Annotated in this window: 30 protein-coding genes; 14 read left to right on the plus strand and 16 right to left on the minus strand. The window is 54.8% G+C overall.

Annotated elements, in window-relative coordinates:
* Positions 1-90: 90 nt before the first annotated feature.
* The 3 genes from CJA_RS17820 to CJA_RS17830 form a co-directional block, all read right to left on the minus strand.
* The gene (locus tag CJA_RS17820) at positions 91-459 is read right to left on the minus strand and encodes a hypothetical protein (RefSeq protein WP_148208931.1); all 369 of its coding nucleotides are present in this window, start codon (positions 457-459) and stop codon (positions 91-93) included.
* Positions 460-577: 118 nt separating this feature from the next.
* Positions 578-1792: an organoarsenical effux MFS transporter ArsJ gene (gene arsJ, locus CJA_RS17825; RefSeq protein ID WP_041551796.1), complete on the minus strand. Its 1215-nt coding sequence runs from the start codon at positions 1790-1792 to the stop codon at positions 578-580.
* 125 nt (positions 1793-1917) lie between these two features.
* Positions 1918-2253: a metalloregulator ArsR/SmtB family transcription factor gene (locus tag CJA_RS17830; RefSeq protein ID WP_012489272.1), complete on the minus strand. Its 336-nt coding sequence runs from the start codon at positions 2251-2253 to the stop codon at positions 1918-1920.
* Positions 2254-2465: 212 nt separating this feature from the next.
* Between CJA_RS17830 and CJA_RS17835 the strand changes: the two genes are divergently transcribed.
* The 4 genes from CJA_RS17835 (at position 2466) to CJA_RS17850 (ending at position 5748) form a co-directional block, all read left to right on the plus strand.
* A complete protein-coding gene (locus CJA_RS17835) occupies positions 2466-3815 on the plus strand; it encodes a type II toxin-antitoxin system HipA family toxin (RefSeq protein ID WP_012489273.1) in 1350 nt (449 codons plus the stop codon).
* A gap of 2 nt (positions 3816-3817) precedes the next feature.
* On the plus strand, positions 3818-4171 hold the full coding sequence (locus tag CJA_RS17840; protein ID WP_083766900.1) for a helix-turn-helix domain-containing protein: 354 nt from the start codon (positions 3818-3820) through the stop codon (positions 4169-4171).
* A gap of 25 nt (positions 4172-4196) precedes the next feature.
* Positions 4197-4523, plus strand: coding sequence for a YnfA family protein (locus tag CJA_RS17845; RefSeq protein ID WP_012489275.1), 327 nt, complete (start codon positions 4197-4199; stop codon positions 4521-4523).
* 64 nt (positions 4524-4587) lie between these two features.
* Complete coding sequence (locus CJA_RS17850) at positions 4588-5748, plus strand: helix-turn-helix domain-containing protein (RefSeq protein WP_012489276.1); 1161 nt, start codon at positions 4588-4590, stop codon at positions 5746-5748.
* Here the strand turns inward: CJA_RS17850 and CJA_RS17855 are convergent.
* The 3 genes from CJA_RS17855 to CJA_RS17865 form a co-directional block, all read right to left on the minus strand.
* Positions 5745-6767, minus strand: coding sequence for a family 16 glycosylhydrolase (locus CJA_RS17855; protein ID WP_012489277.1), 1023 nt, complete (start codon positions 6765-6767; stop codon positions 5745-5747). The genes CJA_RS17850 and CJA_RS17855 overlap by 4 nt on opposite strands.
* 104 nt (positions 6768-6871) lie before the next feature.
* Entirely contained in the window at positions 6872-8038 is a 1167-nt protein-coding gene (locus CJA_RS17860) for a family 16 glycosylhydrolase (RefSeq protein ID WP_148208932.1), read from the minus strand.
* A gap of 206 nt (positions 8039-8244) precedes the next feature.
* A complete protein-coding gene (locus CJA_RS17865; protein WP_012489279.1) occupies positions 8245-10299 on the minus strand; it encodes a choice-of-anchor I family protein in 2055 nt (684 codons plus the stop codon).
* A gap of 134 nt (positions 10300-10433) precedes the next feature.
* Here CJA_RS17865 and CJA_RS17870 point away from each other — a divergent pair, with 134 nt between their 5' ends.
* The 3 genes from CJA_RS17870 to CJA_RS17880 are packed head-to-tail and all read left to right on the plus strand — an operon-like array spanning position 10434 to position 12211.
* Complete coding sequence (locus CJA_RS17870; protein ID WP_041552693.1) at positions 10434-11603, plus strand: PA0069 family radical SAM protein; 1170 nt, start codon at positions 10434-10436, stop codon at positions 11601-11603.
* 46 nt (positions 11604-11649) lie between these two features.
* The gene (locus tag CJA_RS17875) at positions 11650-11919 is read left to right on the plus strand and encodes a CopG family ribbon-helix-helix protein (RefSeq protein WP_012489281.1); all 270 of its coding nucleotides are present in this window, start codon (positions 11650-11652) and stop codon (positions 11917-11919) included.
* 16 nt (positions 11920-11935) lie between these two features.
* A complete protein-coding gene (locus CJA_RS17880; protein ID WP_012489282.1) occupies positions 11936-12211 on the plus strand; it encodes a type II toxin-antitoxin system RelE/ParE family toxin in 276 nt (91 codons plus the stop codon).
* A gap of 83 nt (positions 12212-12294) precedes the next feature.
* On the opposite strand, the gene mapR is transcribed toward CJA_RS17880, so the two are convergent.
* Positions 12295-13707, minus strand: coding sequence for a GntR family transcriptional regulator MpaR (mapR, locus tag CJA_RS17885; RefSeq protein ID WP_012489283.1), 1413 nt, complete (start codon positions 13705-13707; stop codon positions 12295-12297).
* A gap of 14 nt (positions 13708-13721) precedes the next feature.
* Positions 13722-15128, minus strand: coding sequence for a cytochrome c oxidase accessory protein CcoG (gene ccoG / locus CJA_RS17890; RefSeq protein WP_012489284.1), 1407 nt, complete (start codon positions 15126-15128; stop codon positions 13722-13724).
* 382 nt (positions 15129-15510) lie between these two features.
* Here ccoG and CJA_RS19915 point away from each other — a divergent pair, with 382 nt between their 5' ends.
* The gene (locus CJA_RS19915; protein ID WP_012489286.1) at positions 15511-17256 is read left to right on the plus strand and encodes a PAS domain S-box protein; all 1746 of its coding nucleotides are present in this window, start codon (positions 15511-15513) and stop codon (positions 17254-17256) included.
* Positions 17257-17266: 10 nt separating this feature from the next.
* Here the strand turns inward: CJA_RS19915 and CJA_RS17900 are convergent, their stop codons facing one another.
* Positions 17267-17707 (minus strand): PACE efflux transporter, encoded by a 441-nt coding sequence (locus CJA_RS17900; protein ID WP_012489287.1) that lies wholly within the window; start codon positions 17705-17707, stop codon positions 17267-17269.
* Between the two features lie 151 nt (positions 17708-17858).
* Between CJA_RS17900 and CJA_RS17905 the strand changes: the two genes are divergently transcribed.
* On the plus strand, positions 17859-18797 hold the full coding sequence (locus tag CJA_RS17905) for a LysR family transcriptional regulator (protein WP_012489288.1): 939 nt from the start codon (positions 17859-17861) through the stop codon (positions 18795-18797).
* A gap of 161 nt (positions 18798-18958) precedes the next feature.
* Here the strand turns inward: CJA_RS17905 and CJA_RS17910 are convergent, their stop codons facing one another.
* Entirely contained in the window at positions 18959-19177 is a 219-nt protein-coding gene (locus CJA_RS17910; protein ID WP_012489289.1) for a helix-turn-helix domain-containing protein, read from the minus strand.
* A 142-nt stretch (positions 19178-19319) separates the two neighbouring features.
* On the opposite strand from CJA_RS17910, the gene CJA_RS17915 reads away from it, so the two are divergent.
* Complete coding sequence (locus tag CJA_RS17915) at positions 19320-19550, plus strand: hypothetical protein (protein ID WP_041551799.1); 231 nt, start codon at positions 19320-19322, stop codon at positions 19548-19550.
* A 161-nt stretch (positions 19551-19711) separates the two neighbouring features.
* Here CJA_RS17915 and CJA_RS17920 read toward each other — a convergent pair whose 3' ends face one another.
* Positions 19712-19951, minus strand: a complete 240-nt coding sequence (locus CJA_RS17920; RefSeq protein ID WP_041551801.1) for a hypothetical protein — start codon at positions 19949-19951, stop codon at positions 19712-19714.
* 221 nt (positions 19952-20172) lie between these two features.
* Between CJA_RS17920 and CJA_RS18875 the strand changes: the two genes are divergently transcribed.
* Both CJA_RS18875 and CJA_RS17930 read left to right on the plus strand, forming a co-directional pair.
* A complete protein-coding gene (locus CJA_RS18875) occupies positions 20173-20568 on the plus strand; it encodes a helix-turn-helix domain-containing protein (protein WP_012489292.1) in 396 nt (131 codons plus the stop codon).
* A gap of 8 nt (positions 20569-20576) precedes the next feature.
* Positions 20577-21083, plus strand: a complete 507-nt coding sequence (locus CJA_RS17930) for a methylated-DNA--[protein]-cysteine S-methyltransferase (RefSeq protein ID WP_012489293.1) — start codon at positions 20577-20579, stop codon at positions 21081-21083.
* An 18-nt stretch (positions 21084-21101) separates the two neighbouring features.
* Here the strand turns inward: CJA_RS17930 and CJA_RS17935 are convergent, their stop codons facing one another.
* Together CJA_RS17935 and CJA_RS17940 are read right to left on the minus strand one after the other, a co-directional pair.
* Positions 21102-23210, minus strand: a complete 2109-nt coding sequence (locus tag CJA_RS17935; protein ID WP_012489294.1) for a TonB-dependent receptor — start codon at positions 23208-23210, stop codon at positions 21102-21104.
* 108 nt (positions 23211-23318) lie between these two features.
* Complete coding sequence (locus tag CJA_RS17940) at positions 23319-23519, minus strand: DUF3185 family protein (protein ID WP_012489295.1); 201 nt, start codon at positions 23517-23519, stop codon at positions 23319-23321.
* Positions 23520-23729: 210 nt separating this feature from the next.
* Here CJA_RS17940 and CJA_RS17945 point away from each other — a divergent pair, with 210 nt between their 5' ends.
* Positions 23730-25046, plus strand: a complete 1317-nt coding sequence (locus tag CJA_RS17945; protein ID WP_012489296.1) for an ATP-binding protein — start codon at positions 23730-23732, stop codon at positions 25044-25046.
* Between the two features lie 25 nt (positions 25047-25071).
* On the opposite strand, the gene CJA_RS17950 is transcribed toward CJA_RS17945, so the two are convergent.
* The 3 genes from CJA_RS17950 to CJA_RS17960 form a co-directional block, all read right to left on the minus strand.
* Positions 25072-25374, minus strand: coding sequence for a type II toxin-antitoxin system RelE/ParE family toxin (locus tag CJA_RS17950; protein WP_012489297.1), 303 nt, complete (start codon positions 25372-25374; stop codon positions 25072-25074).
* Entirely contained in the window at positions 25362-25619 is a 258-nt protein-coding gene (locus CJA_RS17955) for a type II toxin-antitoxin system Phd/YefM family antitoxin (RefSeq protein WP_041552696.1), read from the minus strand. The genes CJA_RS17950 and CJA_RS17955 overlap by 13 nt, the downstream gene beginning before the upstream one ends.
* Positions 25620-25761: 142 nt before the next feature.
* Positions 25762-25995, minus strand: coding sequence for a hypothetical protein (locus CJA_RS17960; protein ID WP_012489299.1), 234 nt, complete (start codon positions 25993-25995; stop codon positions 25762-25764).
* 174 nt (positions 25996-26169) lie between these two features.
* Between CJA_RS17960 and CJA_RS17965 the strand changes: the two genes are divergently transcribed.
* Complete coding sequence (locus tag CJA_RS17965; protein WP_148208933.1) at positions 26170-26394, plus strand: helix-turn-helix domain-containing protein; 225 nt, start codon at positions 26170-26172, stop codon at positions 26392-26394.
* Positions 26395-26538: the final 144 nt, after the last annotated feature.

A 26538-nucleotide genomic window follows, 5' to 3' on the forward strand; every position in this document is an offset into this window, starting at 1 on the left:
AATTCCTGCCATGATCGCGCCCAATACATGCACAACATGCAGGCGCTAATGAATCACCAGAACGGCAAATACCGTTCGCTTCAACGTGAATCAGGCAGTGAAAGGGGGAGCGCGCAATAACGGCCGGGAATGGGGGAAAACGGAGGGAAGGAGTAAAACATAGGGGCGTAACAACGGGCGATATGACGTTGCCGACAACGCCAATACAACCAGCGCCACCAATACCAGGCCCAGGTCGATTTTGCTCAGCTTGGCTACGACAGACTGCAGCAGATTGACATCGGCATCCTGGTGGAGCTCACCATCATGGTGATCCAGATGGCCACCCATCATCTCCATATGTACGGATACCGGCGGCTCCTTGCCATCAAAGCACAAATGCGCATAGGCACCGCCCCAGTTGGCCAGCAACCAAAAGCAGAGGGCAATAAACGCAATGGGATGACAGAATGAACGCATAACCATGAACGCAAGGGATGAGGCGCAAGCATAACCCCGCGCATCACCGGGGTAAATGCCTATTTGACCCACCTGGATTTAACAACGGTGCGCCTATTGAACCTGGGCAACACAAGCATCATGGGCTTTCAGCCGGAGGCTTGTGTGGTAATGCCAGGGAGATGACAGCGACTAACAACAGGAACAGGGCACTGCCCCAGAGGCACAGGGTGAGGCCACCCAGTTGGTACAGCACGCCAGACAACAAGGTGCCCACCAATCGCCCCAGCGCATTGGCCATGTAATAAAAACCCACATCCAGCGATACGCCATCACGTTTGGCATAGCTGACAATTAAATAAGAATGCAGTGATGAATTGATCGCAAACACAATACCAAAGAGAACCAACCCACCGATTAAAACAGCGCTGGCTGGCAGGGTTGACGATAAGGCCAGCGCTAAACCGACAGTGACCAGTGCCAGAATACCGGCCCATAAAAACGCCGGCCTGCTCGCCGATACCGGGCCGGCTGTTGTGCGGAACAAGAGCGGTACAATGGATTGCACCAGGCCATACCCGATAACCCAACAGGCAAGAAAGCCACCGGTTTGCCAAAAATCCCATTGCAATTGGCTGCTTAAAAATACCGGCAGTGCGACCACAAACCAAATATCGCGCGCACCGAATAAAAACAGACGCGCCATTGATAGCACATTGATCGCACGGCTCTTGGAAAAAATATCCTTGAATTTCGGTTTGTTTTTCGCTTTACCCAAATCCCCTTGCAGCAGCACCAGGCTCATCAACCACACACCGACCAATACCACCGCCATGGCGATAACAGCCTCGCTAAAGCCCACCGCTGCCAGCAGCACACCACCCACAAAAAAGCCAATCCCTTTCAACGCATTTTTGGAACCCGTCAGCAGTGCCACCCATTTAAATAACATGCCCTGTTGTTCGTCCGGCACCAATTGCTTGATCGCACTTTTGGCACTCATCTTGTTTAAATCCTTGGCGATACCCGAGAGCGCCTGGGCCGCCATCACCAGCACTACAGATAACCACTCAGCAGGGACTGCGAGCATGGCCAAGGCAACCACCTGCAGGCCCAATCCCACATTCATGGTGCGATTTAAACCGATGCGCGCGCCCAGATAGCCGCCAACCAGATTCGTTACCACACCGAATAATTCATAAAATAAAAACAGCGCTGCAATGTGCAAGGGACTGTAGCCGAGCTGGTGGAAATGCAACACCACCAGCATACGCAGCGCGCCATCGGTGAGCGTAAATGCCCAATAATTACCCGTGATAACGGTGTATTGGCGAATAGCCGAATAATGGTTCATAGTGCTCCGCCGGCGGGTGTTGGACACCGCCATATGCAACACCCGCAGCAATAGAAATAACGAACGGGCTGTCAGGAGTTGAAGTATATAAGTTCCTAATTTTTTTCATGATCTCTGAACTCCGCTTAACAACAGCGCTTGGGCCGGTCTTCCATGGCCCGCAAACGCTGGTCATTTTCCACCAGCCACTCCGGGTTGGCCTCGAGCATAATGGTTAGGGTATCGACGATCCAGGCAGGCAGATCGGGATGCAAACGGTAATACACCCACTGGCCCTGGCGGCGGTCAGCGAGCAAACCCGTTTTGCGCAGGAGTGCGAGGTGGCGGGAAACCTTGGGTTGGATTTCATCGAGGGCGCAGCTCAGCTCGCATACACACAGCTCTTGTTCGCGCGCAATCAATAAGGCCATTCGCGCACGGGTGGGATCGGCCAGGGCTTTACTCAGTTCGGCAGGGTTCATAGCAACAATACATACGAATTTTCATATATTCTAAAAATCATATGTATCTATCACCATGGCGTCAATAACTCGCTGGGATAAATACTTAACAAGATATTTTGAGTAAAATATTACTCACAATTTGCTTTTCTTATAATAAATGAGAAAAATATCGCTCAAAAAATTTAAATACAGCTATTATTGAGTAGCAAACTGCACAATAGGTAAGCGCGATGCAATTGACATTACAAGTTTGCCTGCAAGGCAATTGGCAAGATGCAGCCCAACTAACCCTTCCCGAACCGGAACGAGGCAGGAGTGGGGAGGTATTGCTCGCTTACCACCCCCAAGCCTATGCCCTGGAAAACCTTGGGCAGGACAGCTTGGCCGCATGCAGCTTGCGCCTACCAGTGGATCTTATGCAAACCTATCGCGCCAAACCCTGGTTCAGTTTTCTGGATGACATCATGCCAGCGGGTGCCAGCCGTCGTTATTGGGTTAACCAGTTGGGCATCGGGCACCTGTCCACACATCAACAGGACACACAACTTCTGGCGCATGGAACGATTGCCCCTGTTGGCAACTGGCGGGTTAAGGAGTCCCTGCCCGCCATACCTGCTACCAGTCAATTAGCCGCTATGCGCTTTACCCTGGCCGATGTAGTGGATCGACACAGTGACTTCCTTGAATATGCACAGGCCATGGGCGCTGCCAGTGGAGGCGCAACAGGGGCCGGCGGGGAGGCTCCCAAGTTATTGCTGCGCTGCTCGGCACAAGACCAGATCTGGATTGACACCTGGCAAGATGACATAGGCAATCAGGACCAGCATTACCTGGTGAAATTTCCACGTGGCAACCGTAGCAAGGATGATTGCGATATTTTGCGTGCTGAATATCACTACTATCATGAACTGCATTCACTGGGCCTAGACACCATAGCGACGAACAATATGCGCTTACTGGAAGGGGAACACTATCCTTCACTGTGGCTCCCGCGTTTCGATGTGCATTTCAATGGTCGTTACCATGAGCGCTATGGTTTGGAATCTGTTTACTCCATCCTGGGTAAATCACCTGGCAGTTATCTCAACCACTTTGAATGTTTGCATGAATTGATCCGGTTGTTGCAGCAACAGTACGCTGTGCAGGAACTGGGACAGGTATTTGATAGCGGTACATGGGTATGCGAATGGGTTAAACGCGACTTTGTTAATGTGGTTTACGGTAATTCTGATAACCACGGTCGCAACACTTCACTGCTCAAACGCCCACAGCAAATATGGCTTTCCCCCGTTTACGACTTTGCGCCTATGAAAGCTGACCCTGACGGTATTACCCGTACCACTACCTGGGGCGCTCCTTATGAAGAAGGTGGGCGCTTTGATTGGATTGCAATTGCCCACGCACTTTCCACCTGGGTAGAACCGGAAAGAGTTATCGACGAATTGCGCAAGCTGGCAGGGCATGTACGTGGTTTGCGCGAGCGGCTGGCAGTACGCGGTGTACCCGAGACACTATTGGCAAAACCCACCTTTGGTTTTGACTTTATCGATGAAAAATTAAGCCATTGGCAATTAATCTAAGCATGAAAACCAAAAGCGAATTAACTCCATGGGAGCGTGAATACTACCTGCAACAATGTGTGCAGGAATTACTGCAGGGCCAAACGTCAGAGGGAGCAATCCTCGCACGCCTGCGTAAACAAATTTTGGGAATGAGCCAAACCGACTATGCCACACTGGTAGGTTTAAGCCGTCGCACACTGTCCGATATTGAAAACGATACCGGCGATCAAAGCCTGAGCGTACTCAATGCGGCATTCAAGCCCTTTGGTTTACGTATGGGGTTATTGCCAACCCATGGTCACGTATTGGCCGGTGCCATTAAGGCGCTGCCGGAACAGGATACAACTCGCGCAGTGAATTATTTCCGCCGCTAAATCATCATTCAAAGGCATTCCGCATATGCTCAAAACCACCTTGTTATTTGTTGTCACCGCCCTGGCTGAAATCATCGGCTGTTTTTTACCCTACCTGTGGTTGCGCAAAGGCGGCTCCATCTGGCTGCTGTTACCGGCAGCGCTCAGCCTGGCGCTATTTGCCTGGTTGCTGACCCTGCATCCCACCGCCAGCGGTCGGGTGTACGCCGCTTACGGCGGTGTTTACGTCGCCGTGGCGCTGCTGTGGCTGTACTGGGTGGATGGTGTCAAGCTCAGCGCCTACGACTGGGCCGGGGCCGCCGTGGCACTGCTGGGCATGGCCATTATTGCCATGGGGTGGCAGCGCAGCTGAAAATAATCCGTTTTTACCCTATCGTTTATCCATGGTTAGACTTGTTTGAGACCCTATAACAATAATGAAAACCCCACTATTCAACATCCATGACCTGATCCTTGTGCTCACCCTGGCGGTGTGTTTGCTGCTGGTGATTTTCCAGTGGCTGCTGTCCAAGCAAAAAGCCCTGGCCTCGCTGCTGCTGGCTGGGTTTTTCCTGTGTGTGGGTGCCAATGCGCTAACCAATTTGCTGGTGTGGAACGATTACATTCAACTGGCTGATGGCACCAAGCTGGTATTGAGCCTTAGCCTGGCGGCAACGACATTGGGCAAGAGCTTGTGCTTGTATGGCTATGTGCAGTCGATTATCCATGAGCGCTTTCAATTGCGCTGGCAACACGCCCTGCACCTGCTGCACTTACCGCTCCTGGTCACCCTGATAGGCGCTGCCGGTATCGACAGTGACAGGCTGCGTTTTTTGCCCGGGGTACACAGCGAACTCTCGGTGCAGGCCACCAATTATCTCTGGCATTACCTGAAATTCCTGCCGGTGGCCTATGCCTTTGCAGCGGTCTGGTCAATTCGCCGCTACCAGCGCCAATTGCAGGATTTTTATTCCGCCCCCGGCGGACAGGGGCCGCGCTGGCTGCTGTTACTGACCCTGGGCTTTGCCCTTAACTGGGCCTGGTCACTGATTGTGCACCTGCTCGGCGCACACCTGAATATTGCGCTGGCCGATGGCTTCGGGATTATCGATAACTACCTGACCTTCCTGCTGGTGAATGCGCTCTTTATCTACAGCCTGGTCTACGCGCACCAGCTATTGCAGACCCGCGACAAAGTTGCACAGGAAAAAACCGCCGAACGCGAGGGATTCACACCTTCAGCAGAGACCATCCAGCATATCCGCAACACCATGGAACAGCAGCAGCTGTACCTGCGGCAGAACCTGAATATCGAAGAATTTGCACGCCAGGTGGGACTGAATTACCGCGAGGTGTCGAGCATTATCAACAAACAGTTCAACACCAATTTTTTTGAGTTTGTGAACACCTACCGGGTCGATAAGGCCAAGGCCCTGCTGTGCGACCCTGCCTGTGCACAGATGACTATTCTGGATATCCTGCTGGAATCAGGCTTTAACAGTAAGTCGGCGTTTAACCGCTTTTTCAAGCGCTACACCGGCATGTCCGCCGCCGAGTTTCGCAAACAGCAACAACCCGGCGCAGACGTAACGGATTAGCGGCGACGCGCCAACACCAACCCTGCCAGCAGGAATAGATACAGCCCGTGCAAGGCACCACCGCCTCCTCCGCCACTGGCGCGACTGCTGGATGCCAAACTGCTGGAGACCGCGGCACTGGATGCGGGACTGCTCGACGATAGCTCGGCTTCGCTGCTGCTCTCGCTACTACTGCTACTGGCCTCACTGGCGCTGGAGGATGCGCTGGACTGGAGCGATGAGGATGCGCTGCTGGCAGAGTCATCCTGCGGCGGCGTGCCGCTATAGCCAGTGGCGTTTTCGTGGGTGAGGGCCAGCACCAGTATCCCGTCTTTGACCAGGGCATTTTCGGGCACAAAATCCACGCGGTTGGTATCGAAGCTCCAATTGGCCTTACCCCAGCGACTGGTATCCAGGCTATCGAAATCATCGCGCCAGCCCGCTTCAAAGTGATTGGTCTCGGTGTTGTAGGGCTGGTAACTGATGTAGTCCACAAATTGGTAAACCGGCAAAATGGAATCATCCCAGGTACCCGTCCACTCCACCGATTCCGAGGCCCAGATGTTGAAGCGCAGGCTTTGGGGATTGGTCAGGCTGGTGACAGTACTGGTACCGGTAATGCGGCGCACTTCCTCGCCATCCAGATACCAGGCGACATAATCCGGTGTCCACTCCAGCACATAGGTGTGATAGGCATCGGCCAGGGAGGTGGATGCGGTGTGCTCCTCCTCGGTGTGGATGGCCGGGCGCGAGCTGCCGAGGATGATATTGGTCTGCCATTGGGTGGCGTTGTTCTTGCCGAACACCTCTATGTCAATTTCCTCCCAAAAGGTGTTGCCAATTTGTGAACCATCTTTGTAGGTGAAAAAGGTCGAGAGTACGCCACCACCACGGGCGACACGCATACGCATCTCGTAGCGACCATAAAGGTAGGCTTCGTAGGAGTAAAGCTCGGCACCCTTATAAGGCTTGGCCAGTACACTGGCTGCCAGCAGGGTACTCAGGGCTCCCGCAATCAATAGCAAACAACAACGCAACATCAGACACCTCACTAGAACTCAACAGCCAGCCTTATCAATAAAAAAGGGCGGAGCATCCTGCTCGCACCCGTGAGGAATAACACCCCAGGAGAAACAGGTACTGCTTAATAAATCCTGGTCAGTTTGAGCCAGTCGATGTTAAAGCCGCCACTATTGGCGTAGATGGCCAGATTCTGGGCACCCGCCGCAAAATAAATATCGTGGTAGATCACCCAGTAGGTACCCCAATCACCGGTATTGGGAACGCTGATGGTACCCAGGCCGACACCATTCCTGTCCAGGGTGAACTGGGCTGTGTTGATGGCAGAGGCGACCTTGTACTCGACGCGATAAGTGCCCGTCTGGGGGATATTCACATTCCAGTACTTGAACCACTCGCCCGCATCGATATAGCCCACCACACCATTGGCCACGGTGACATCGCCACCCACTTCGTTAAAGCTTTCCGCTTCGATAAACACGCTGGGTGCCGGACTGCTGCCGTTATCCACCGGTGGCGTACCGCTATAGCCGGTCTGGCCCTCGCGGGTCAGCGCCAATACCAGGGTGCCGTTCTTGACCACCACGTTATTGGGATCAAAATCCGCCCGGTTTTCGCCGAAGGTCCAATCGGCCTTGCCCCAGCGATTGGTATCGAAGCTGTTAAAGTCATCGCGCCAGCCGGTGCCAAAGCTGTTAGTGGCGGCGATCCAGGGTTTGTATTCAATGTAATTCACAAACTGGTAGACCGGCAGGATGCTGTCGTCCCAGGCGCCGACCCATTCGACGATATTGGCCGCCCAGAGGTTAAAGCGCATATCCTGGGCACTGGTCAGGCCGGTGACAAACTGGCCGCCGTTAATACGGCGATATTCCACACCATCCACAAACCAGGCGATGTAGTTGGGCGTCCACTCCAGCACATAGGTGTGGTAGCCGTCGCCCAGGGAGTAGGGCATGGTGTGGTGGCCTTCGGTTTTGGTGGTGGGGCGGTTGGTGCCGATAATCACATTGCTCTGCCACTGGGTGGCATTGTTCTTACCGAAGATTTCTATATCTATCTCCTCCCAAAAAACACCCGGCTGCTCCGACCCGTTTTTGTAGGTAAAAAAGGTCGAAAGCACACCGCTGCCCTTGGCCACCTGCATACGCATTTCGTAGCGGCCATAGTGGTAGGTTTGCTTGGAGTAGATTTCACCGCCTTTATAGGGCTTGGCACTAACACTGGCCGCCAGGGTCACGCCAAACAGGATACTGACAAACACACACGCAAAGCTCTTTATCGTAGACATACCGATTACCTTTATTGTTATTAGACGCATTATGAAGCGCTCGTTGGCGCCGGGATGTGGTACAGCGTTTAACCACAGGTTCAGGATTAACCAGTCGGGAGCGATAAGCGCACCAGTTTGCGCAAACTGGACAAACTGGTTCCTTAACAGGCGACCATAAAAAAAGGCTGCCTGGGCAGCCCTTTTTATCAGGATAATCGCTGGCCTTAGTCAGCCAGTACACCCTGGATACGATAGATACTGGTAGTGCCGCTCACCTCATTGCCCACCATCAGCAAGGGCTCACCCGTAGGGGACTTATCGGCACTGATAAAGGCCAGGCCTTCCGGCCCCAGGTCGCCAACGGCGCTGAGTACACTGCTGGGGTCAGCCGTGGTCCAGTCCTCGCGGGTGTTCAGGTAGTCCACATAGACAGGGGCATCGGGGTTGCTGATGTCGTACACCAGGACACCGCCCATACGCTCCAGACCGACAAACACATAGGTCTTGCCGTGTACCTGGCCGATGGTCAGGCCTTCCGGCTCGGGGCCCTTGTTATCGCTGCGGTTATCGAAGGTGCTGCCTTCCTCGTGGTTGCTGTTGAAGTAGGTTTTGCAATCCATAGTGCGCGCTGCCCCCAGTTTGCAGTCGTCGCTGGCGAGGAATTGTTCAAAGGCATCACCCGAATCCCAGACTTGTTCACCATCGGCATTCCAGATGGAGATGGAGCGAGCGCCAAAACTGTAGAGGGCGTCATACATCAAGCGGTCGCCGTTAGGGTCTTCTACCCCACTGGTATTGAACATTACCGGCGCACCTGATTCGTCAGTGCGATAACCCAGGGTCCAGGTAACGGTTAAACGACCCAACAGGTTATCGTCGCGGCAGGCTTTGGGATCACCCGCCACAGCGCCACAGTAGCCAAACACCTCGGGGTTGAGCAGGGCACCGGCCGCCAGTTGGCGCAATTGGGGGGGCAGATCGCCTTCGGTCAGGCGGCGATCAAAACCGCTTTTGTGTACCAGGTGCTTTACGCGGAACTCTTCGACAAAGCCCTTGCTCGCATCACCGGCCCAATAGGCATCGTCACCCTCACCCCAGGCGCGCGCATCGCCCTCATTGGCGGTAACCAGGTAGGTATTGCCATTCGCCTCATAGGCCGCGATGGAATCGGGCAGGTACAGGCCGCGCAAACCGGACCAGGTTTTAATCTCACTCTTGCCATCGGTGTCGGTCACATCCAGGCCATTGCCTTCCACACCATGGTCTTTGAAGCCCAGCGGCAGGATATCGGTCACGGTGGCGGTAGTGATATCCACCTTGGCCAGGGCATTGTTCTCCTGCAAGGTAACCCAGGCTGTCGCGCTATCGGCAGACACAGCAATATATTCCGGCTCTAGGTCTTTGGCGGCGTTGGCACCCGGACCGTAGATACGCACACCGCTGGCGCGCAGTTGCGCTTCCTGGCCATTAAAGGCCTGGAAGTTGGCCGTGGCAACACTCAGGTTTTCCTGATCGGTGACATCGACAATGCTGATGGAGCCCTCGGGATCAATGCTGTAATCATCGTTCGGCTCACCTTCGTTGGCGGTCAGTATGTACTTGCCATCCGGGGTAAAGGTCAGCATATCCGGCTGGGCACCCACACCGACATGGCCAATAGGACTCAGGTCGCTGGCTTTATAGAGGGCAACATAGCCATTATCGGTTTTGGTTGCCGCTTCAACCGCCAGGGCCACCAGGTCACCGTGTACGGCGACACTGTTCACTACCACACCCTCGCTAATATGGGTGGCATCCAGGGTGCCGGCCTTGGTGGGATTGGCAGGATCGGTCATATCCAACACATCCACCGCACCGGCCTGGGCGTTGACGATAAAACCGCGCTTGCTCACCGGGTCAAACGCCGGGATCTCGGCAGCACTGACACCAAACTCACCGCTGCTGTAGCGGCCGATGTATTCCAGCGAAATGCTGGTCCAGGCAGGTGCCTCACTCGAACTGCTGCTGGATTCGCTACTGGATTCACTGGAAATGCTGCTCGATACCGAACTGCTCGACAGGCTCAAGCTGCTCTCACTGCTGGAACTGCTCAAGCTGCTGGAAATACTCGAACTGGATAATGGGGAAGATGACACAGAAACCGTGCTGCTAAGGCTCGACACCGCACTGGACAGGCTCGACGCAGAACTGGAGGAATTGGATTTCTTATCGCTGTCGCCACCACAGGCGCTCAACAACCCGGCCATCGCCAGGGGCAAAAAGTAATAGGCAGGCTTCATCGCACGTGTTCCCTAAAAAAGTTGGAGACGCGAGTTTAGGTGCCGAAGATGACAAGTTTGTGATAGCGCCAGGCTTGCCAAAAAACGATCCCGACCCGACAATACTGTATATGCATACAGATTGGTGCCGCCCCATGGCCTGCGACGACATCCCGCTCGACAACCCGGATCCCTGGATTGCCGCCAAACCCCAAGCCACCAAAGGGCGCGGGGCGGTGAGCAACCTGGCCGGGCGCTTTGAGACACAAGTGATTGAAACGGTGGACGATGGCTGGCAGCGATTGCCCGAGGATAGCGACATCAGCCCCGAACTGCGCACTTCCGTCACCCCCGAATACGCCAAAACCATCCTCAGTCGCAACCAGTCGCCCGACCTGCCGTTTAGCGTATCGCTCAACCCTTACCGCGGCTGTGAACACGGTTGCGTCTACTGTTTTGCGCGTCCCACCCACGCCTACCTGGGGCTATCGCCGGGGCTGGACTTTGAAACCCGGCTCTACGCCAAACTCAATGCACCCGAGCTGCTGCGCCAGGCGCTGGCTGTCCACCATTACCAGGTCAGCCCCATCGCGCTCGGCATCAATACCGATGCCTACCAGCCCTGCGAGCGCGAGCTGCGCCTTACCCGTCGCTGTCTGGAAGTCCTGCACGAGTGTGAACACCCGGTGGGGGTGATTACCAAGTCGGCCCTGATTGAACGGGATATCGACCTGCTGCAGGATATGGCGCGCAACAACCTGGTCGCCGCCGCACTCACCATTACCACCCTCAACCACCAGGTAGCGCGCACCCTGGAACCGCGCGCCGCCTCGCCGACCCGCCGCCTGCAGGCGATGGAAAAACTTGCCAGGGCCGGTATTCCGGTGCTGGTGAGCGTGGCGCCGGTGATTCCCTTTATCACCGAACAGGAGCTTGAAAACGTCTTGCAGGCCGCCGCCAGTGCCGGCGCCACTGCCGCAGGCTATACCGTCCTGCGCCTGCCCTGGGAGGTAAACCCACTGTTCCAGGAATGGCTGCAAACCCATTTTCCTGAGCGCGCCCAGCGGGTGATGAACCGCATCCGCGACATGCGCGGCGGCAAGGATTACCAGGCCAGCTTCGGCAGCCGTATGCGCGGCGAAGGACTCTGGGCCGACCTTATCCGCCAGCGCTTCGCCAAGGCGCTCAAGCGCTACGGGCTCGACAAAAGCGGCAACCGTGCCGGTGAATTGGACTGCCACCGGTTCCGCAAACCGCGCCACATCCCCACCCAGGTTGAAAAGCCGCGTCCCAGCGACAAGGGACAACTGGATTTTTTTGGTTGAATCAATCACTATGATTATTTATTAATCACAGTGATTAGGAATTTATATGGCTACTGCTGATACTAAAGTGATAACCGCCCATATCCCGCTACCCATGGCCGAGAAAATTGATGTGCTGGCGGCGCGCCTTGAACGCTCGCGCGGGTGGATCATCAAACAGGCACTAGCGACCTGGATTGACCAGGAAGAGGAGCGCAACCGCCTGACCCGTGAAGCGCTCGATGATGTTGACCAGGGGCGGGTCATTGATCACTTATCTGTCACTGCCTGGGCGGAAAGCTTAAGTACGGATAAGCCGCTACCGATACCTGAATAATGCCGGTCACTGAATAATGAAAATTGAATGGACAACCAAGGCGCTGATGGATTTGGCGCGGCTTTATGATTTCCTCGCCCCGGTCAATCAAGCAGTGGCGGCACGCCTGGTTCAACAGCTCACCCAGGCACCAAACAAGCTGCTTGCCAATCCGCGGATTGGTGAAAAGCTGGATGAGTTTCTACCGCGCGAAGTCCGCCGCCTGTTAATTGGCACCTATGAAATACGTTACGAAATAGGCAATAACACTATTTACCTGCTGCGCATTTGGCATACACGGGAAGCGCGATAAGCGCCTTCTCTACTTGCGGGCTATGACAGCAGGTGCCGCCGTTGATTGCTGGCTGGCACAAGCTTTGAATAATCGCCCGGGCGTTACAGGAGGCTGGAGATCAACTTGCCCAGAGTTGCCATCACCCCCTCCATCGCATCACTCCAGGGATAGCCATAGTTAAGGCGAATGCAGTGGCGGTAGCGGCGTGTGGCTGAAAAGATCGGCCCCGGCGCAATACTGATGCCCTGTGCCAAGGCCATGGAAAACAACTGCAAGCTATCTACCTGCTCCGGTAGTTCCACCCACAAAAAATAACCGCCATGGGGGCGGGTCACGCGGGTGTTGGCGGGAAAATAGCGGGCGATGGCCGCGAGCATGATTTGTTGCTGGTACTCCAACGTCTCGCGCAATTTGCGCAGGTGGCGATCATAGCCGCCCTGCTGCAAATAATCGGCGAGGGCACACTGCGCAGGCACCGAGGGCGAAATCGTGGTCATTAGTTTCAGCCGGTGGATCTGCTCAGCATAGCGACCCGCCGATACCCAGCCAATGCGATACCCCGGTGCCAGTTGTTTGGAAAAAGAGCTGCAGTGCATGACCAGCCCGGCGCGGTCAAAGTGCTTAACCGGTTTCGGCGGCGTCTTGCCGAAATACAGCTCGGCATAGACATCGTCTTCAATCAGCGGCACTTGGTAGCGGTAGAGCAACTCGTACAACTGCTGTTTTTTTTCATCGCTTATGGATGCACCGAGCGGATTGTGAAAACTGCTCATCAACCAGCAGGCTTTGATCGGCAAGCGCTGCAAACTGTCTTCCAGTGCCTGCACATGAATGCCATCGCGCGGGTGCACGGGAATTTCCACCGCCGTTAATTGCAAGCGCTCCAGAATTTGCAGCGCGGCGTAAAAGGTGGGGGTTTCGATGGCAACCAGGTCGCCCGGTTTGGTGACCACCTGCATACACAGGTTCAAGGCTTCAAGGGCGCCATTGGTAATCACCAATTCATCCGGCGAGTGCATAACGCCATTCACCCGATAGCGCAGTGCAATCTGGCGGCGCAATTGTGCATTGCCCGTGGTAATGTCGGCCAGGATGGTTTTGGCCGGTAATTGTTGCAGGCTTTTGCCCATGGAGCGCGCCAGGCGCGCCAGTGGAAATAAATCGGGACTGGGAAAGGCAGAGCCGAGCGGCACCGTATCGGGATCTTTAATGGAGCCCAGCACCGAAAACACCAGCTCGCTCACATCCACCGGCGTGCTCTCGGCGGTGCGCGCACTCATACCCGGTTCGGCGAGGGCGCGGTTTGCCTGGGCGCAGACAAAATAACCCGAGCGCGGCCGCGCCTGGATCAGGCCGCGGCTCTCCAGCAAATAATACGCCTGGAATACAGTGGACGGACTCAACTGGTAGGTACGGCTGGCGGTGCGCACCGAGGGGACTTTTTCATTGGGGGCAAGCACACCGCTACGAATTAATTCGGCGATTTCAGCGGCAAATTGTTCGTAGCGCTTCATGTAATGCCAAACCCTTAGTTGGCCGGATAGAGGAAATGGGCAGCCTCGCGCGTCGTGCGCTGCGGATCATTACTATCCACCAGGACAAAATCAAAACTCAACATGGCCGCAGCGCGCGGCGCTAATACGGGCATCACCACCTGCACCGGGAATTCATCACTGTCGCCCGCACTGAGCACTATATCCCGATGCTTCACCAGGCGCAGCCTGTCCCGGCTATCCAGCTGCAAGTGATAGCGCACGGGCAGCTGGGTTTTGTTGGTAATTTTCAGGCGATAGACATTCATCACTTCACCTTCGCTGGTATAGCGATAAAGCACGCTGCGATCCTTGACCACGCTCATATCCACCAGGTGGCGATTGTTGAGCGCCCACAGCAGACCGCCCACTAACACCAGCAACAGCGCCAGGTAACCCAGCAGGCGCGGGCGCCGCCAGCGCGTTTGTTCACCGGCAAACATCGCCTCGGACATATAACCAACCAACCCGCGTGCATAGCCCATTTTGTCCATCACTTCATCGCAGGCATCGACACAGGCAGCGCAGCCGATGCAATCCATTTGCAGGCCGTCGCGAATATCGATACCGGTCGGGCACACCTGCACACACAGATAACAATCGACACAGTCGCCCAGCCCCAGGGCTTGGGGGTCATCGCCTTTCTTGCGCGAACCGCGCGTATCACCGCGCGCCGCATTATAGGCAACCACCAGGGTATCGCGATCAAACATCACACTTTGGAAACGCGCATAGGGACACATGTGCAGGCACACTTTTTCGCGCACCAGGCCCGCATTCAGGTAGGTCAGTGCGGCGATGATCCCCACCCAGGCAGCGCTGGTTGAAAACCATTGCAGGCTGAGCAGCGCCTGTACCAGTTCGCGCACCGGCACAAAGTAGCCGACAAAGGCGATACCGGTGGCAATGCTCATCAACAGCCAGAGGGCGTGCTTACTGGTACGTTTCAACCCCTTGGCAAGATCCATGGGCGAGGCCTGCAATTTGATGCGCTGGTTGCGGTCGCCCTCAATCAGGCTTTCCACCCACATAAACGCCCAGGTCCAGGTACTTTGCGGACAGGCGTAACCGCACCAGACACGCCCCAGCAGGATGGTGACGGCAAACAGCAGGAGTGCGGCAATCACCATCACAAAGGACAAGAGGATAAAGTCCTGTGGCCAGAAGGTTGTGCCAAACACATGGAACTGGCGCGTTTCCAAATCCCAGAGCACCGCCTGGTGGCCGTTCCACTGAACCCAGGAGGTGCTAAAAAATAACAGTGCCAGGCAGCCGGCCAGCAGTATACGCAGGTTGCGAAAGCGACCGGTAAACTGGCGGGTAAAGATCTTGCCGCCGCCGACGGAGCTTTTTACCGGCAGTTGCCTGGCAGGAATCAGGGCAGGGGCGTGTGAATCGCGCATGGTTGAACCTCATCCACAAGGACAGCACTTGTTGATGAGGTCACTATGCACGCGAATCTGTACTGAAAACAGATTCAGTTAAATGAAAAAAAACCGTATCAGATTTGCACAACCCTGGGCGCAACAGCGGCCATTCACCACCGCCAGCACCAAGCGGATAGTGATCGCGCCCGGGCCATCGTCAGAGTGGCACTTCAGACTACAACGCCGGTAATTAACAACCTATTTTGGGGCGCAAAACCCGTTTTTTTATACCGGAAACCTACCGAACAGCACAGGGTTGGCTAGAGTTAAAGGCACTGTGCGCCGTTTATCACAGCGCTGTTGTGAATAGCAGTACGGCACACCCTGCCACACAGGTCTGTATCCAGGAGGGACATCCATGTTCGGCATAGGTACTCATACCAGCGAGCAACAGGCACTCGAGCAAACCATCATCGCCGTTGTCACTATTGACACTCATAACCAGATCACTTTTTTCAACCGCGCCGCCGAGCGACTATGGGGTTATACGCGCGACGAAGTGCTGGGTAAAAATGTCGCCATGTTGATTCCCACCGAACTGCGTGCCGCCCACGACGGCTATGTCAACCACCACCGCCAGACCAGCCAGGACAAGATTGTCGGCAGCTCGCGCGATGTGCAATTGCAGCGCAAGGACGGCAGCAAAGTCTGGGTCAAGCTGGCGCTATCGCAGGTCATGGTTGGCAACAAGAAACACTACACCGCATTCATCAGCGACCTGAGTGTTGAAATCGAAAGCAAACAGATGATCGAGCAAACCCTCGAACAGGCGCTGGATGCCGTGGTGTGTATCGATGAGCACAATCGGGTGACATTTTATAATCGCGCCGCCGAAAAACTCTGGGGCTACAGCCGCGCCCAGGTCATGGGCCAGAACGTTAAGATGCTGGTACCCAAAGCCATCCAGGCGCAGCACGACGATTACATCAATACCAACCGCGTTACCGGCAAGGACAAAATCGTCGGCACCAGTCGCGAGATTAAGATTGAGCGCGCCGATGGTCGCATTGTCTGGGGCCAGCTCTCGCTCTCCAAAGTGCGCCTGAGTGACAAAACCCTCTACACCGCCTTCGTCAAGGATGTGACCGAGGAAGTCATCCGGCGCGAAGAGCGGGAAATGCTTTCACTGGTCGCCAACGAAACCAACAACGCCGTCATCATCACCGGGCCGGACGGATTGATCCGCTACGTCAACAACGGCTTCGAACGCCTGACCGGCTATCTGCTCCACGACATACGGGACAAGAAGCCGGGCAGTTTCCTGCAGGGACCGGAAACCGATCCGGGCACCGTTGAGCGTATGCGCCAACACATCAAACGCCAGGAGCCTTTTTTTGACGAAGTATTGAATTACACCAAAACCGGCGAGCCCTATTGGGTCTCCCTGTCGATCAACCCGGTATTCGACGACAGCGGTCAGCTCAAGAGTTTTATCTCGGTGCAGGCCAATATCACCGAGGTCAAACAACTCGCGCTCGACTTCACCAAAAAACTCGACGCTATCGGCGGCGCCCTGGTGCTGCTGGGCATCAACCCGCGCGGCCAGGTGCAATACGCCAATGCCCTGCTCGAACAAAAACTCAGCGGCATCTGCACCACCCAGGAATTCAGCAGCGATATTTTCCAAAGCCTGAGCGGCAAGGAACAGGAGCAACTGGCCAAGCAGGGCAATATCGCCAAGCTGGCCAGCATCGAGCGCAACGGCAAACCGCTCACCCTGGATGCGCGCCTCTGCTCACTGCGCAACGTCAAGGGTGAGATTACCCAATATGTACTCTTCGGGATCGACATTACCGAGCGGCGCATCGCGGTCAGCCAAACCCAGGCCGCCATGCAGCAGGTGCTCACCGCCAGCAACACCATCATCCAGATCATCGGCACCATCAACGGCATTTCCGAGCAGACCAACCTGCTCGCACTCAATGCGGCCATTGAGGCAGCACGTGCCGGAGAGCTGGGGCGGGGCTTTGCGGTGGTAGCGGACGAAGTGCGCACCCTCGCCTCCAACTCCAAAACCGCCAGCAGCGAGATCGACAAACTGGTCAAGGAAACCCTGGCCAAGATCAGCCAACTGGCGCAACTGCTGGAGAAAATTGAAAACTAGCGGGCTCCCGTTAAGCGCCCGCACACTGGCCGCCGCCGGCCGAGGCCGGCAGGCCAAACACCTGATCGAACACCCAGTTAAACACAAAGGTGTACACCAGGAAAAACACCAGCAGGCCCAGATCCATCAGCAGCGCCTGCCAAAAACTCACGCCGTACCACCAGGCCACCAGCGGTATTAAAAAGACCAGCAAACCGCCCTCAAACCCCAGGGCATGGAGCAACCTCACCCCCAGGCTGCGCCCCCGCTGCGAACGGCTGGCCTCCCAGCGCTCAAACAGGCTGTTAAACACCAGGTTCCACACAATCGCCAACGCCGAGGCCGCCACCGCCAGGCCCAGGGAATCCCAGGCACCTGTGCGGCTCATCAGCGCCAGCAGCACGGCAGACAAGAGTATTGCTATCAACTCGTACAGCCCCACATAGACCACACGGCGCCTTAGGCCTTGCATCGTTCGTTGTCCCTGCACGCGTTCACCCCTGCGCATAACTACCTCATTGGAATTGACCAGAATGCAGGCAGTTTCTACAGTTTTAATTGATAGAAAAAGTTAGCTATTATCATGAAAATTGATAGGTTGAGGAAAAACAGGCAGAGACGATATGAATGGCGCCTTTCACTCGGAAACCCTGGCGGTATTTCTCGCGGTACTCGACACCGGCTCCTTTTCCGCCGCCGCGCGCCGGTTGGGGCGTGTCCCCTCAGCCGTCAGCATGGCCATCGCCAACCTGGAGGCAGAGCTGGCGCTGGAACTCTTCGACCGCCGCGGGCGCGAACCCAAACCCACGGCCCAGGCCCGTGCCCTGGAGCCCCAGGTGCGGCTGCTGATGAGCCAGTTGCAGCAACTGAATACCCAGGCGCTGGAATTAAGCCAGGGCCTGGAAACCCGCCTGACGCTGGTGATTGCCCCCGAACTCCAGTCCACCCCCTGGGTCAGGCCCTTGCAGGGGCTGACGCGGGAATACCCTTCGCTCGAAGTGCAAATTATCACCGCCCCGCAAACCGATGCGCTCAGCCTGCTCCACCAGGGTGGCGCCCAACTGGCGCTGGTGTTTGAGCGCCCCGCTGCCGACGGGCGCGAAAGCTTCCAGGAGGTCGGGCGCGAAACCCTGGTCGCTGTCATTGCGCGCCAGCACCCGCTGCTGCAGGACGTCTCTGTCACTGGCAAACTCAAGGACACACAACTGCGCCCCCTGCGCCAGGTCATGGTGGGCAGCCGCAGCCAGGATGACACCTGGCGCTCGGGCAGTCCCTTCTGCGTCAGCTCGGAACACTACTGGCGGGTGGACCACCCGGAAATCGCGGTGCAGCTGGTGCTCGCCGGGCTGGGCTGGGCCTGGCTGCCGCGCGCCTGCGTCCAGCCCTATATCAACGGCCAGCTGCTGGTGGAGCTGCCCATGGAAAACTTCACCAACGGCGAAGAACTGTGGATCGACCTGGTCTGGTCGCGCGAGCGGCCCCTGGGGCTGGGGGCCCGGCGTTTTATCGCACTGATGGAAGCCCAATACCGCGACCAGCAGGCCGCTGCACCACACCATTAAACTGCTGGGCCGAATCCATCAGCGGCTTGCGCTTAATGCGGTGTACCACCCTGAGCAGGTTGAGCGTGGCAATCAAAAAAGCCGCTGCGGTTATTCGCCTGAATGTGGCAAACACCCCCAGCGGCTTTTTTATCGACAGATTTCTTATCGATAGACGAATTTTACAGTGGCTCGTCAAACGCAAACAGGGATTGCACCGGTACGCGCAAAGCAATCGCTAATTTTTCCAGGGTGTCAAAACTTGGTCCATAAATTCCGCGCTCGATATTACTGATAGATTCAATAGTTATCCCTACCCGTTCGGCCAACTGCTCCTGAGTCATCTTCCGAGCAAAGCGCAGTTGCTGAACACGTTTGCCAAACTGCTTTTTAAGTTGCACGGTCAGCGACCCTTTGCGGTAGAAAGGGCCGTATCTTATTGAAGTTGAACTTCGGCAGTAACGAAGCTAAACTTCGGGTTGGTTGACTGGAAATGCAGGGTTATACAGCGCAATGACACCAACGGAAATCGAGGGGGACACCATGAAAAAAGGGGACAATGCCGAACTTAATCTGGAATTTTTAAACAACTACGTCCTGGAAGATGAAATCTATTTGCAAATGGACAAACTACAAGCGCTCGGTGCATTACAAACACTGATATACAGCGCGGAAGAAACCAACATCGTGCGCAAGCATCACATCCACTATTCGCTCATCATGGAAGAGCACCTGCAAAAATTGCGTACACTGCTCGACCAACTGTTCGACTAATTCCATCGCACAAAACGCGCCCATAAAAAAAGGTTGCATCGGTGAGGATGCAACCCAAGAGCCACACATCGGACGATGTGACTTTATAAGAATAAACACACCAGGCAGATAGTCATAAACAACTCAACAGGAATAAGCAGCCCATCGTTGTAACAGGCAAATTACTCAAGCCGGATTTGATAAAGCTGTCGTTTAATCTGCGCAGCCTGGTGTTTCAGCTGGCCGGTAAAAATTTCAACACCGCGCCTGCTGGGTGGATCCAGGGGTGTATCGCGCAGGCACATGGTATTGAGCAAATCACACAGGAGCGCACACTGGGCCTCCAGGTTGACGTAATCGTCACACAACCTGATCCAGCGATGGTTCAACGGCTCGCGGTTCCGAACACTGGGCTTATCCATCGGTAGCACACATCTCCCTGACCGTGCACAGGCTAAAACACGCGCAACGCCGCAAGGCAAATTCCGATAAAGATAGTCATTGCCCCACATAAACGCACAGTAAACGTGTTTATCTGTACACTTTAATATATTTATATTGATGAACAGATACTAGGCCATATCTACTATAGCTGTCAACCGTGTGAATCAAGTCGATTCACCTGTATTCGGATGACCCCGCTATGGCAAAACCTGCCGTTACAGACCTGGATCGCCAGATAGGTCTGCGTCTTAAAAAGCTTCGCCAACAGGCAGATATCAGTGCTGTGGCCCTGGCCGATGCCATAGGTTCTACCCAGCAACAAATTTCCCGTTACGAAAATGGACAAAACAAACTCAGCGCGGCACAGTTGTACCTGCTCGCCCAAAGTCTGTGCGTACCCATCTCGTGGTTTTTCCTCGACTGCGATCCGGATCCTGTACCGCGGCTGGTCAAGCAAATGCCGGCCCACTACTTGCGCAACACCCTCGACGAAGAAATCAATTCGCTGCGTAATCTCTGGCCAAAGCTAACCCAAAACCAGCGTACCGCCATGTTGAAATTGCTCGATTCCTTTATGGATCGCAAAGACACCTGAAATTCTCTATGTCGCATCATTACCGGATTATGGAATCCCCTGTTGGCTTGCTGACACTGGTGGCCAGTGCTAAAGGCCTGGTTGCGGTGCTCTGGGAAGATGACGACAAAACGCGGGTCAATATCGACCTTGGCTCACAAGCCGAAAACCATGCACTGCTCAACCGTGTCGAACAGCAGTTGCAGGAATACTTTGCAGGCAAACGGCAGCAATTTGACCTGCCGCTGGATTTTCACGGCACCGAATTCCAACAGCAGGTGTGGCGCGCACTGCTCACCATTCCCTACGGCGAAACGCGCAGCTATTTGCAAATTGCGCGACAGATTGGCAATGAAAAATCGGTGCGCGCTGTGGGCGCCGCCAATGGCAAAAACCCTATTTCCATTATCGCCCCCTGCCACCGTGTGATCGGCTCGTCGGGAAAACTCACCGGCTTTGCGGGCGGGCTGGAAGCCAAGGCGTTGTTGTTGCGCCTGGAATCGCCCGACCTACAGGCAGACTTTTGGCATAGCTGATCTTACTTCCGACCGGATTTAAAACGTCCGCTGGTAACCCAGGTTAACACTGCGGCCCACACCGGTGAAATTGCGGATATTGTTCGGGCTGCTCTGCGAATAGTAGGTGAAATAATATTCATCGGTCAGGTTCTGCAACGCCAGGCTGATGGTGCCGTCAAAGGCAGCGATGGTCGCGCTAAGGTCATAGGTGGTGTAACCCTCAAAGCGATTGGTCACAACCCCGCTGCTGTTTTTCACATCGCGGTCCAGCAAATAATTGGCCTGCAATCGGGTATCCACACGGCTGGACCAGGTGCGATCCCAACTCAGGTTGAGGCGATCGGGCGAAATATTGGTACCGCCCAAATCGGAATCCACGCGGCCATCGTTGTTGGAATCGTAGCGGCCGGTTGCTTCGGCATAGCGCACACCCAGTACATCCACATCGGTGAACGCCCAGGACAGGCTGAACTCAATACCATCGATTTCGGTTTTCTCGCGCTGCACGGTGTAAATGCCATCGGCATCGCGCTGCAAACGCTCACCGTATTTTGAATCCGAGGTGTAATAACTGAGCTGCGCGTTGATATCACCGGTTTTAAATTCCACACCGAATTCGCGGCTCTCAGTCAGCACCGGTTTTAAATCCAGAAAGGTTTCCACGCTCAGGTTAGGCTGGTTAATGGCGCGCAACACCCTGCCCACATCGGGCATGGAAAAGGCTTCGGCATAATTGGCAAACACACGCCAGGCACTGGTGATTTGATAGGTGCCGCCGTAGTTGTACAGCGTCTCGGAAAACTCCGGTGAGCCGCCTTCCACAAAACGGCTGCCGTAAGCGGCGAGGGTGGTAAAGTCATTCACCTGCAGCTTGGATTTTTCGTAACGCACCCCGGTCGTTAATGTCAGCTTATCAACGCCGGTGTATTCCGCTTGCAGGAAGGGCGCGTAGTTTTTGTATTCACTGGGCGGCACCCAGGCGCGACCGGTCTGGATCAACGCTTGCCAGGTTTTATCCTGCAACACATCCACACCATAGACCAGGTTAAGCGGCAAACGGGCGACCTCATCTTTCACCAGGGTGATTTTCAGCCCGCGTTTTTCCGAATTATTTTGCGACTGGTCGATCAGGTCGGGGCCATAGGCCGGGTCCTGGAAGGTTGCCAAAGGCACGGCTTCGGCACCGTAGGTCGCGGCAAAATCCTGGCTGAAACCCTGCACGCGCAATCTGTGGCCCAGGAAATCATCGTGGTTGTAATTGAGGCTAAGGGCGGTCACCTCGTTGCTGGCGCCCTCGCCGTAAATCTCGCCTTTCACCGCACTGCTGGGAATACCCTCGGCCACATTGCCCGGTACCGATACCCAGTTATTGTTGTTCTCGATCTTGTAGCGGTTCACCATCAACTCAATGCGCTGCTGTTCACTCAGGTCATAACCCGCTTTCAAAAACAGGTTGAGCGATTGCGAATCCATGGTATCGCCCTGGGTGTTATCGGCACCGATAATCTGGCCCTTGCCATCGTAGGCCACGCCCATATCGCGCAGGCTGATGCTGGCGATCATATCGGCATCGCCAAACCGGTTAGACAGGCTGTAGCTCAGGCCGTAATCCGCGCTCTCGCCCACATCCTCGGTCTGGAAACCGGTGCTGATACGCAGGCTCTGCTCCAGCTGGTTGGCAGGGCGGCGGGTAATCAGGTTAATCACCCCGCCAGAGGCGCCCAGGCCGTGGATCGCATTGGCGCCGTGCAGCACCTCCACCCGCTCGATCACCACCGGGTCAATGGTATTGCCCTCGCGCCCGCCATCGCGCAGCGGGTTGGACTGGGGCACACCATCGATCATATACAGCGGCTTGCGCCCGCGCAGGGTCTCGCCCGCGTTGGTCATCTTCTGGCGGCTGGGGGAAAACCCGGGAATCAGGTTACCCAGCACCGTCGACAAGTCATCCGCCACCGATAACTGCTGTTCCAGCTCGGCGTTATTAATCACCGTTACGGTATTGGGAATGGAACTCAGTGGCCGCTCGGTGCGGCTGGCGCTGACAAAGACTTCCTCAATGGCATTATCTGCCGCCACAGCAAGGCTCGGCAGCAGGGCGCCACAGGTTAATAACAAACAGACAGGGCGAGAAAAGGGGATCATAGGCCTTCCTAAAAACAGCAGACAGGAGCAGGAAAAAACGGCCGAGGATCCTACCAATAATGATAACTATTATCAATGGCGTATTATTCTACGCTACGGGTTTCCCACCTATTTCTTAACACCCAACACCAGGCCCACCACCAGGCTGATGGCGCCGCCAATCATCAACATCATCGACCGATCCGTACCGGTGCCCGTCACCGCCTCGGACACCTGGGATGCCACTGATTCAGACTCCTGGTAGCCCATATAACCCAGGGCAACCCCCAACACGATCAATGCAAGGCCAATAATTCTTATCGGGTTCATACACACTCTCCTTACGGGTTAGACCAAACAGCGAAACCGCATCGCGGTACAACACAGCGTAGCAAATGCATGGGGTTGGCCCAGGTTCCGCGCGGATATCCAGGATCATCATCATTTTTACGCGCATAATAAAGTTGATAAAACCATTTTTACGCGCATAATAAAGAAATAATTCACACTTTTATGCGCATAAAAAGGTAAAACGCCGCCATGCAGCGCCTGTTGCTTGAAAAACTCCTCGCCTGGAAAGCCCGAAAAAGCCGCAAGCCGCTACTGCTGGACGGCGCACGTCAAACCGGTAAAACCTACCTGTTACAAGAGCTGCTAGGCCGTGAATTTACCCGCGTGTTGCGCATAGACTTCCTGCAAAGCCCACAAATGGCCGACGCCTTTACCGGTTCACTCACGCCACAAGACATCATCACCAGCCTCGAACTACTCACCGGGCAAGTGTTTTACCCAGAGTCGGATCTGCTCATTCTGGATGAAATTGGCGAATGCCCCAAAGCCGTCACCGCGCTCAAATATTTCGCCGAACAAACACCCACCTGGTACGTGGCGGCCAGCGGCTCCAATATTGGCCTGCTTAATAGCTTCCCTGTGGGCAAGGTAGAGCAGTACAACCTGCGCCCCTTAAGCTTTCGCGAATTTTTATGGGCAGCCAACCAGCCTGCATTAACCAAAGCCTACGACAGCCAAACCCGCTCAGCCGCCGCGCACACGCAATTATTCGATAAGCTCACCGACTATTATTTTACCGGCGGCATGCCCGAAGCCGTTGCTGCCTGGTTTGCGCTGGGTGAACAGGGCATCATCGAGCGCATCAATGCCGTACAGCAAATTCACGCCGATCTCATCAGCGGTTATCAGCGCGATTTTGGTAAATGTTCAGGCAAAGTGGATGCACAACTCATTGAAGCGGTATTTCGCAATATCCCCTCACAATTGTCTGCCGTGCTGGACGGTTCGGTAAAACGCTTTCAATTCAAAGGCGTTGCCGAGCGCAAATCGCGCTACGCCGAATTTGCCAGCCCCATTCACTGGCTACACCAATGCCGCCTGGCACTTCTTAATTACCCCGTCGAGGGCCAGGCCAAAGCGCCACTGGCGGCTTATCAAAAAGACAACCAAGTAAAATTATTTTTATTCGATGTAGGCCTGCTCAACCACATGCTCAACACCGGCTACCGGGAAATAAAACAGCAGGGCTACGCATACAAAGGCTACATTGCCGAAAATTTTGTGCAGCAGGAATTAGCTGTATTAGGTATAGAACCCAGCCACTCGTGGGCAGACGCTCGCGCAGAAATTGAATTTATTATCAGTAACGACCAAGGCCAAATTATCCCAATAGAAGTTAAAAGCGGAAAACGTACCCGCGCAAAATCCCTGCAATCCTATATCGAAAAATGTGCACCGCAAAAAACCATCAAACTCACCGCAACCCAAGGTTCCGGGCCGGATGAGCAAACCCATATCGTTATGCCGTTGTACTATGTGGAGTATGTAATGGGGCGGGTGAATTGAGAATTGCTGGACACTCAATTATTGGCTAACTGTTTCCAAGCATATACGCACGAAGTTGCCGCTCCTCTCGCAGGACGAAAAGGATGAAAATCCGTTGCTGATCCTCACGATAAAAAACCCGGCAAGGCGGAATCACCACTTCTCGATATATCGAATGAGGCAGCTCTGGGGGGAGTCGCCCAGAGTCAGGAAAACGCTCTAAACGCTCCATTTTTTCAAAAACGTCCTGTACCAAGCGACTTGCCGCAGCAGGATTATCCAAAGCGATGTACTCAGCGATGGCATCCAACTCCTGAAGAGCTGGCTCCGTCCAGATTACCTCAACCATTTACTCAGTCTCTCCCGAGCCTCGTTTAGGTTGTAGGTCCTTCCTTCAAGCACAGCACGCTCTCCTCTTGAAAGACCTTCAAGCAGCTCAAGCCTGCGTTGCATAAATTCATAATCCGCCACATCAACAAGGTATGCCGATGGCTGCCCATGCTCCGTAATCAGCACAGGCTCTTTCGATGTGTGCAGGTCCGCCAGAATTTTAGTGGCCTGGCGCTTAAGGTTTGTAACAAGCTCAACCTTCATAAAGAGCATCCTAAATAAGGCGAAAAGTGACACTATAGTATCACTTTTCACAGAGGTAATAATAGCGGAACCGAGGCTGCTCAACACCCTGCATCATTTCCCTATCCTCCCTACACGGAGATGACCCAACCCCCAATACAATTTACACGCCGCCATACACCGCCCTAAGGCCGAGCAACTGCGCCTCCAGCGCCTCGGCCCGCCGCTTCACCTGCCCCGCACACAGTTGCAACCCATTTACACTGCGCTTATCCACTAGCAACTCCGCCAGAGTAATCGCCACCATGGCATCACACAAAAACGCACACAGGCTTTGCAGTTCGACAAAATCGTCGTGGAATTGCAGTAATTGTTGGCTGGGGGTTGGTGTGGTCATAAGGGCTCCTTGGAGGCTGGTTACTATCCACTGTAGCGGCAAAGTGATCTTAAAAGTTCAACAAGCGAGCCATTATAGACAACTAAAAATTATGATCAAGCTATTTGGTTTATAAAGCTGGCTATTCCGTACTTCAAATTAGCCCAAAGGGGCAGAATCAGGAGTAGCCTAGCTTTGATAACCGCCGGTCAAATCCGCATGGCAAGAGCCTTCCTTCGCTGGTCTATTGAAGACTTGGCGAAGAAGTCTGGCGTTGGCGCATCAACGATCAAACGGATGGAAACCTTTGATGGTGTTCCAAGTGCTAGGGTGGAAAATCTTCAAGCGATCAGGGATACCTTTGTTGCTACTGGGAAGGTTAGGTTTGAGAGTGAGTCGGGGATTTTGGTTAAAGAATAGGTTACTAAAAGCTTAAATTTTTTAAGTTGCGTACTCGTAGTGCATGGATAGATACTTCTGACAACGGCCAGGAGTGGAAGTCGGCACTTTGCAGGTTGGTCATGACCGACCTACAGACGTTCCTGTCCAACATGCGGCTTAAAC

The organism is Cellvibrio japonicus Ueda107 (assembly GCF_000019225.1).
In the GTDB taxonomy this organism is placed as follows: Bacteria; Pseudomonadota; Gammaproteobacteria; order Pseudomonadales; family Cellvibrionaceae; genus Cellvibrio; species Cellvibrio japonicus.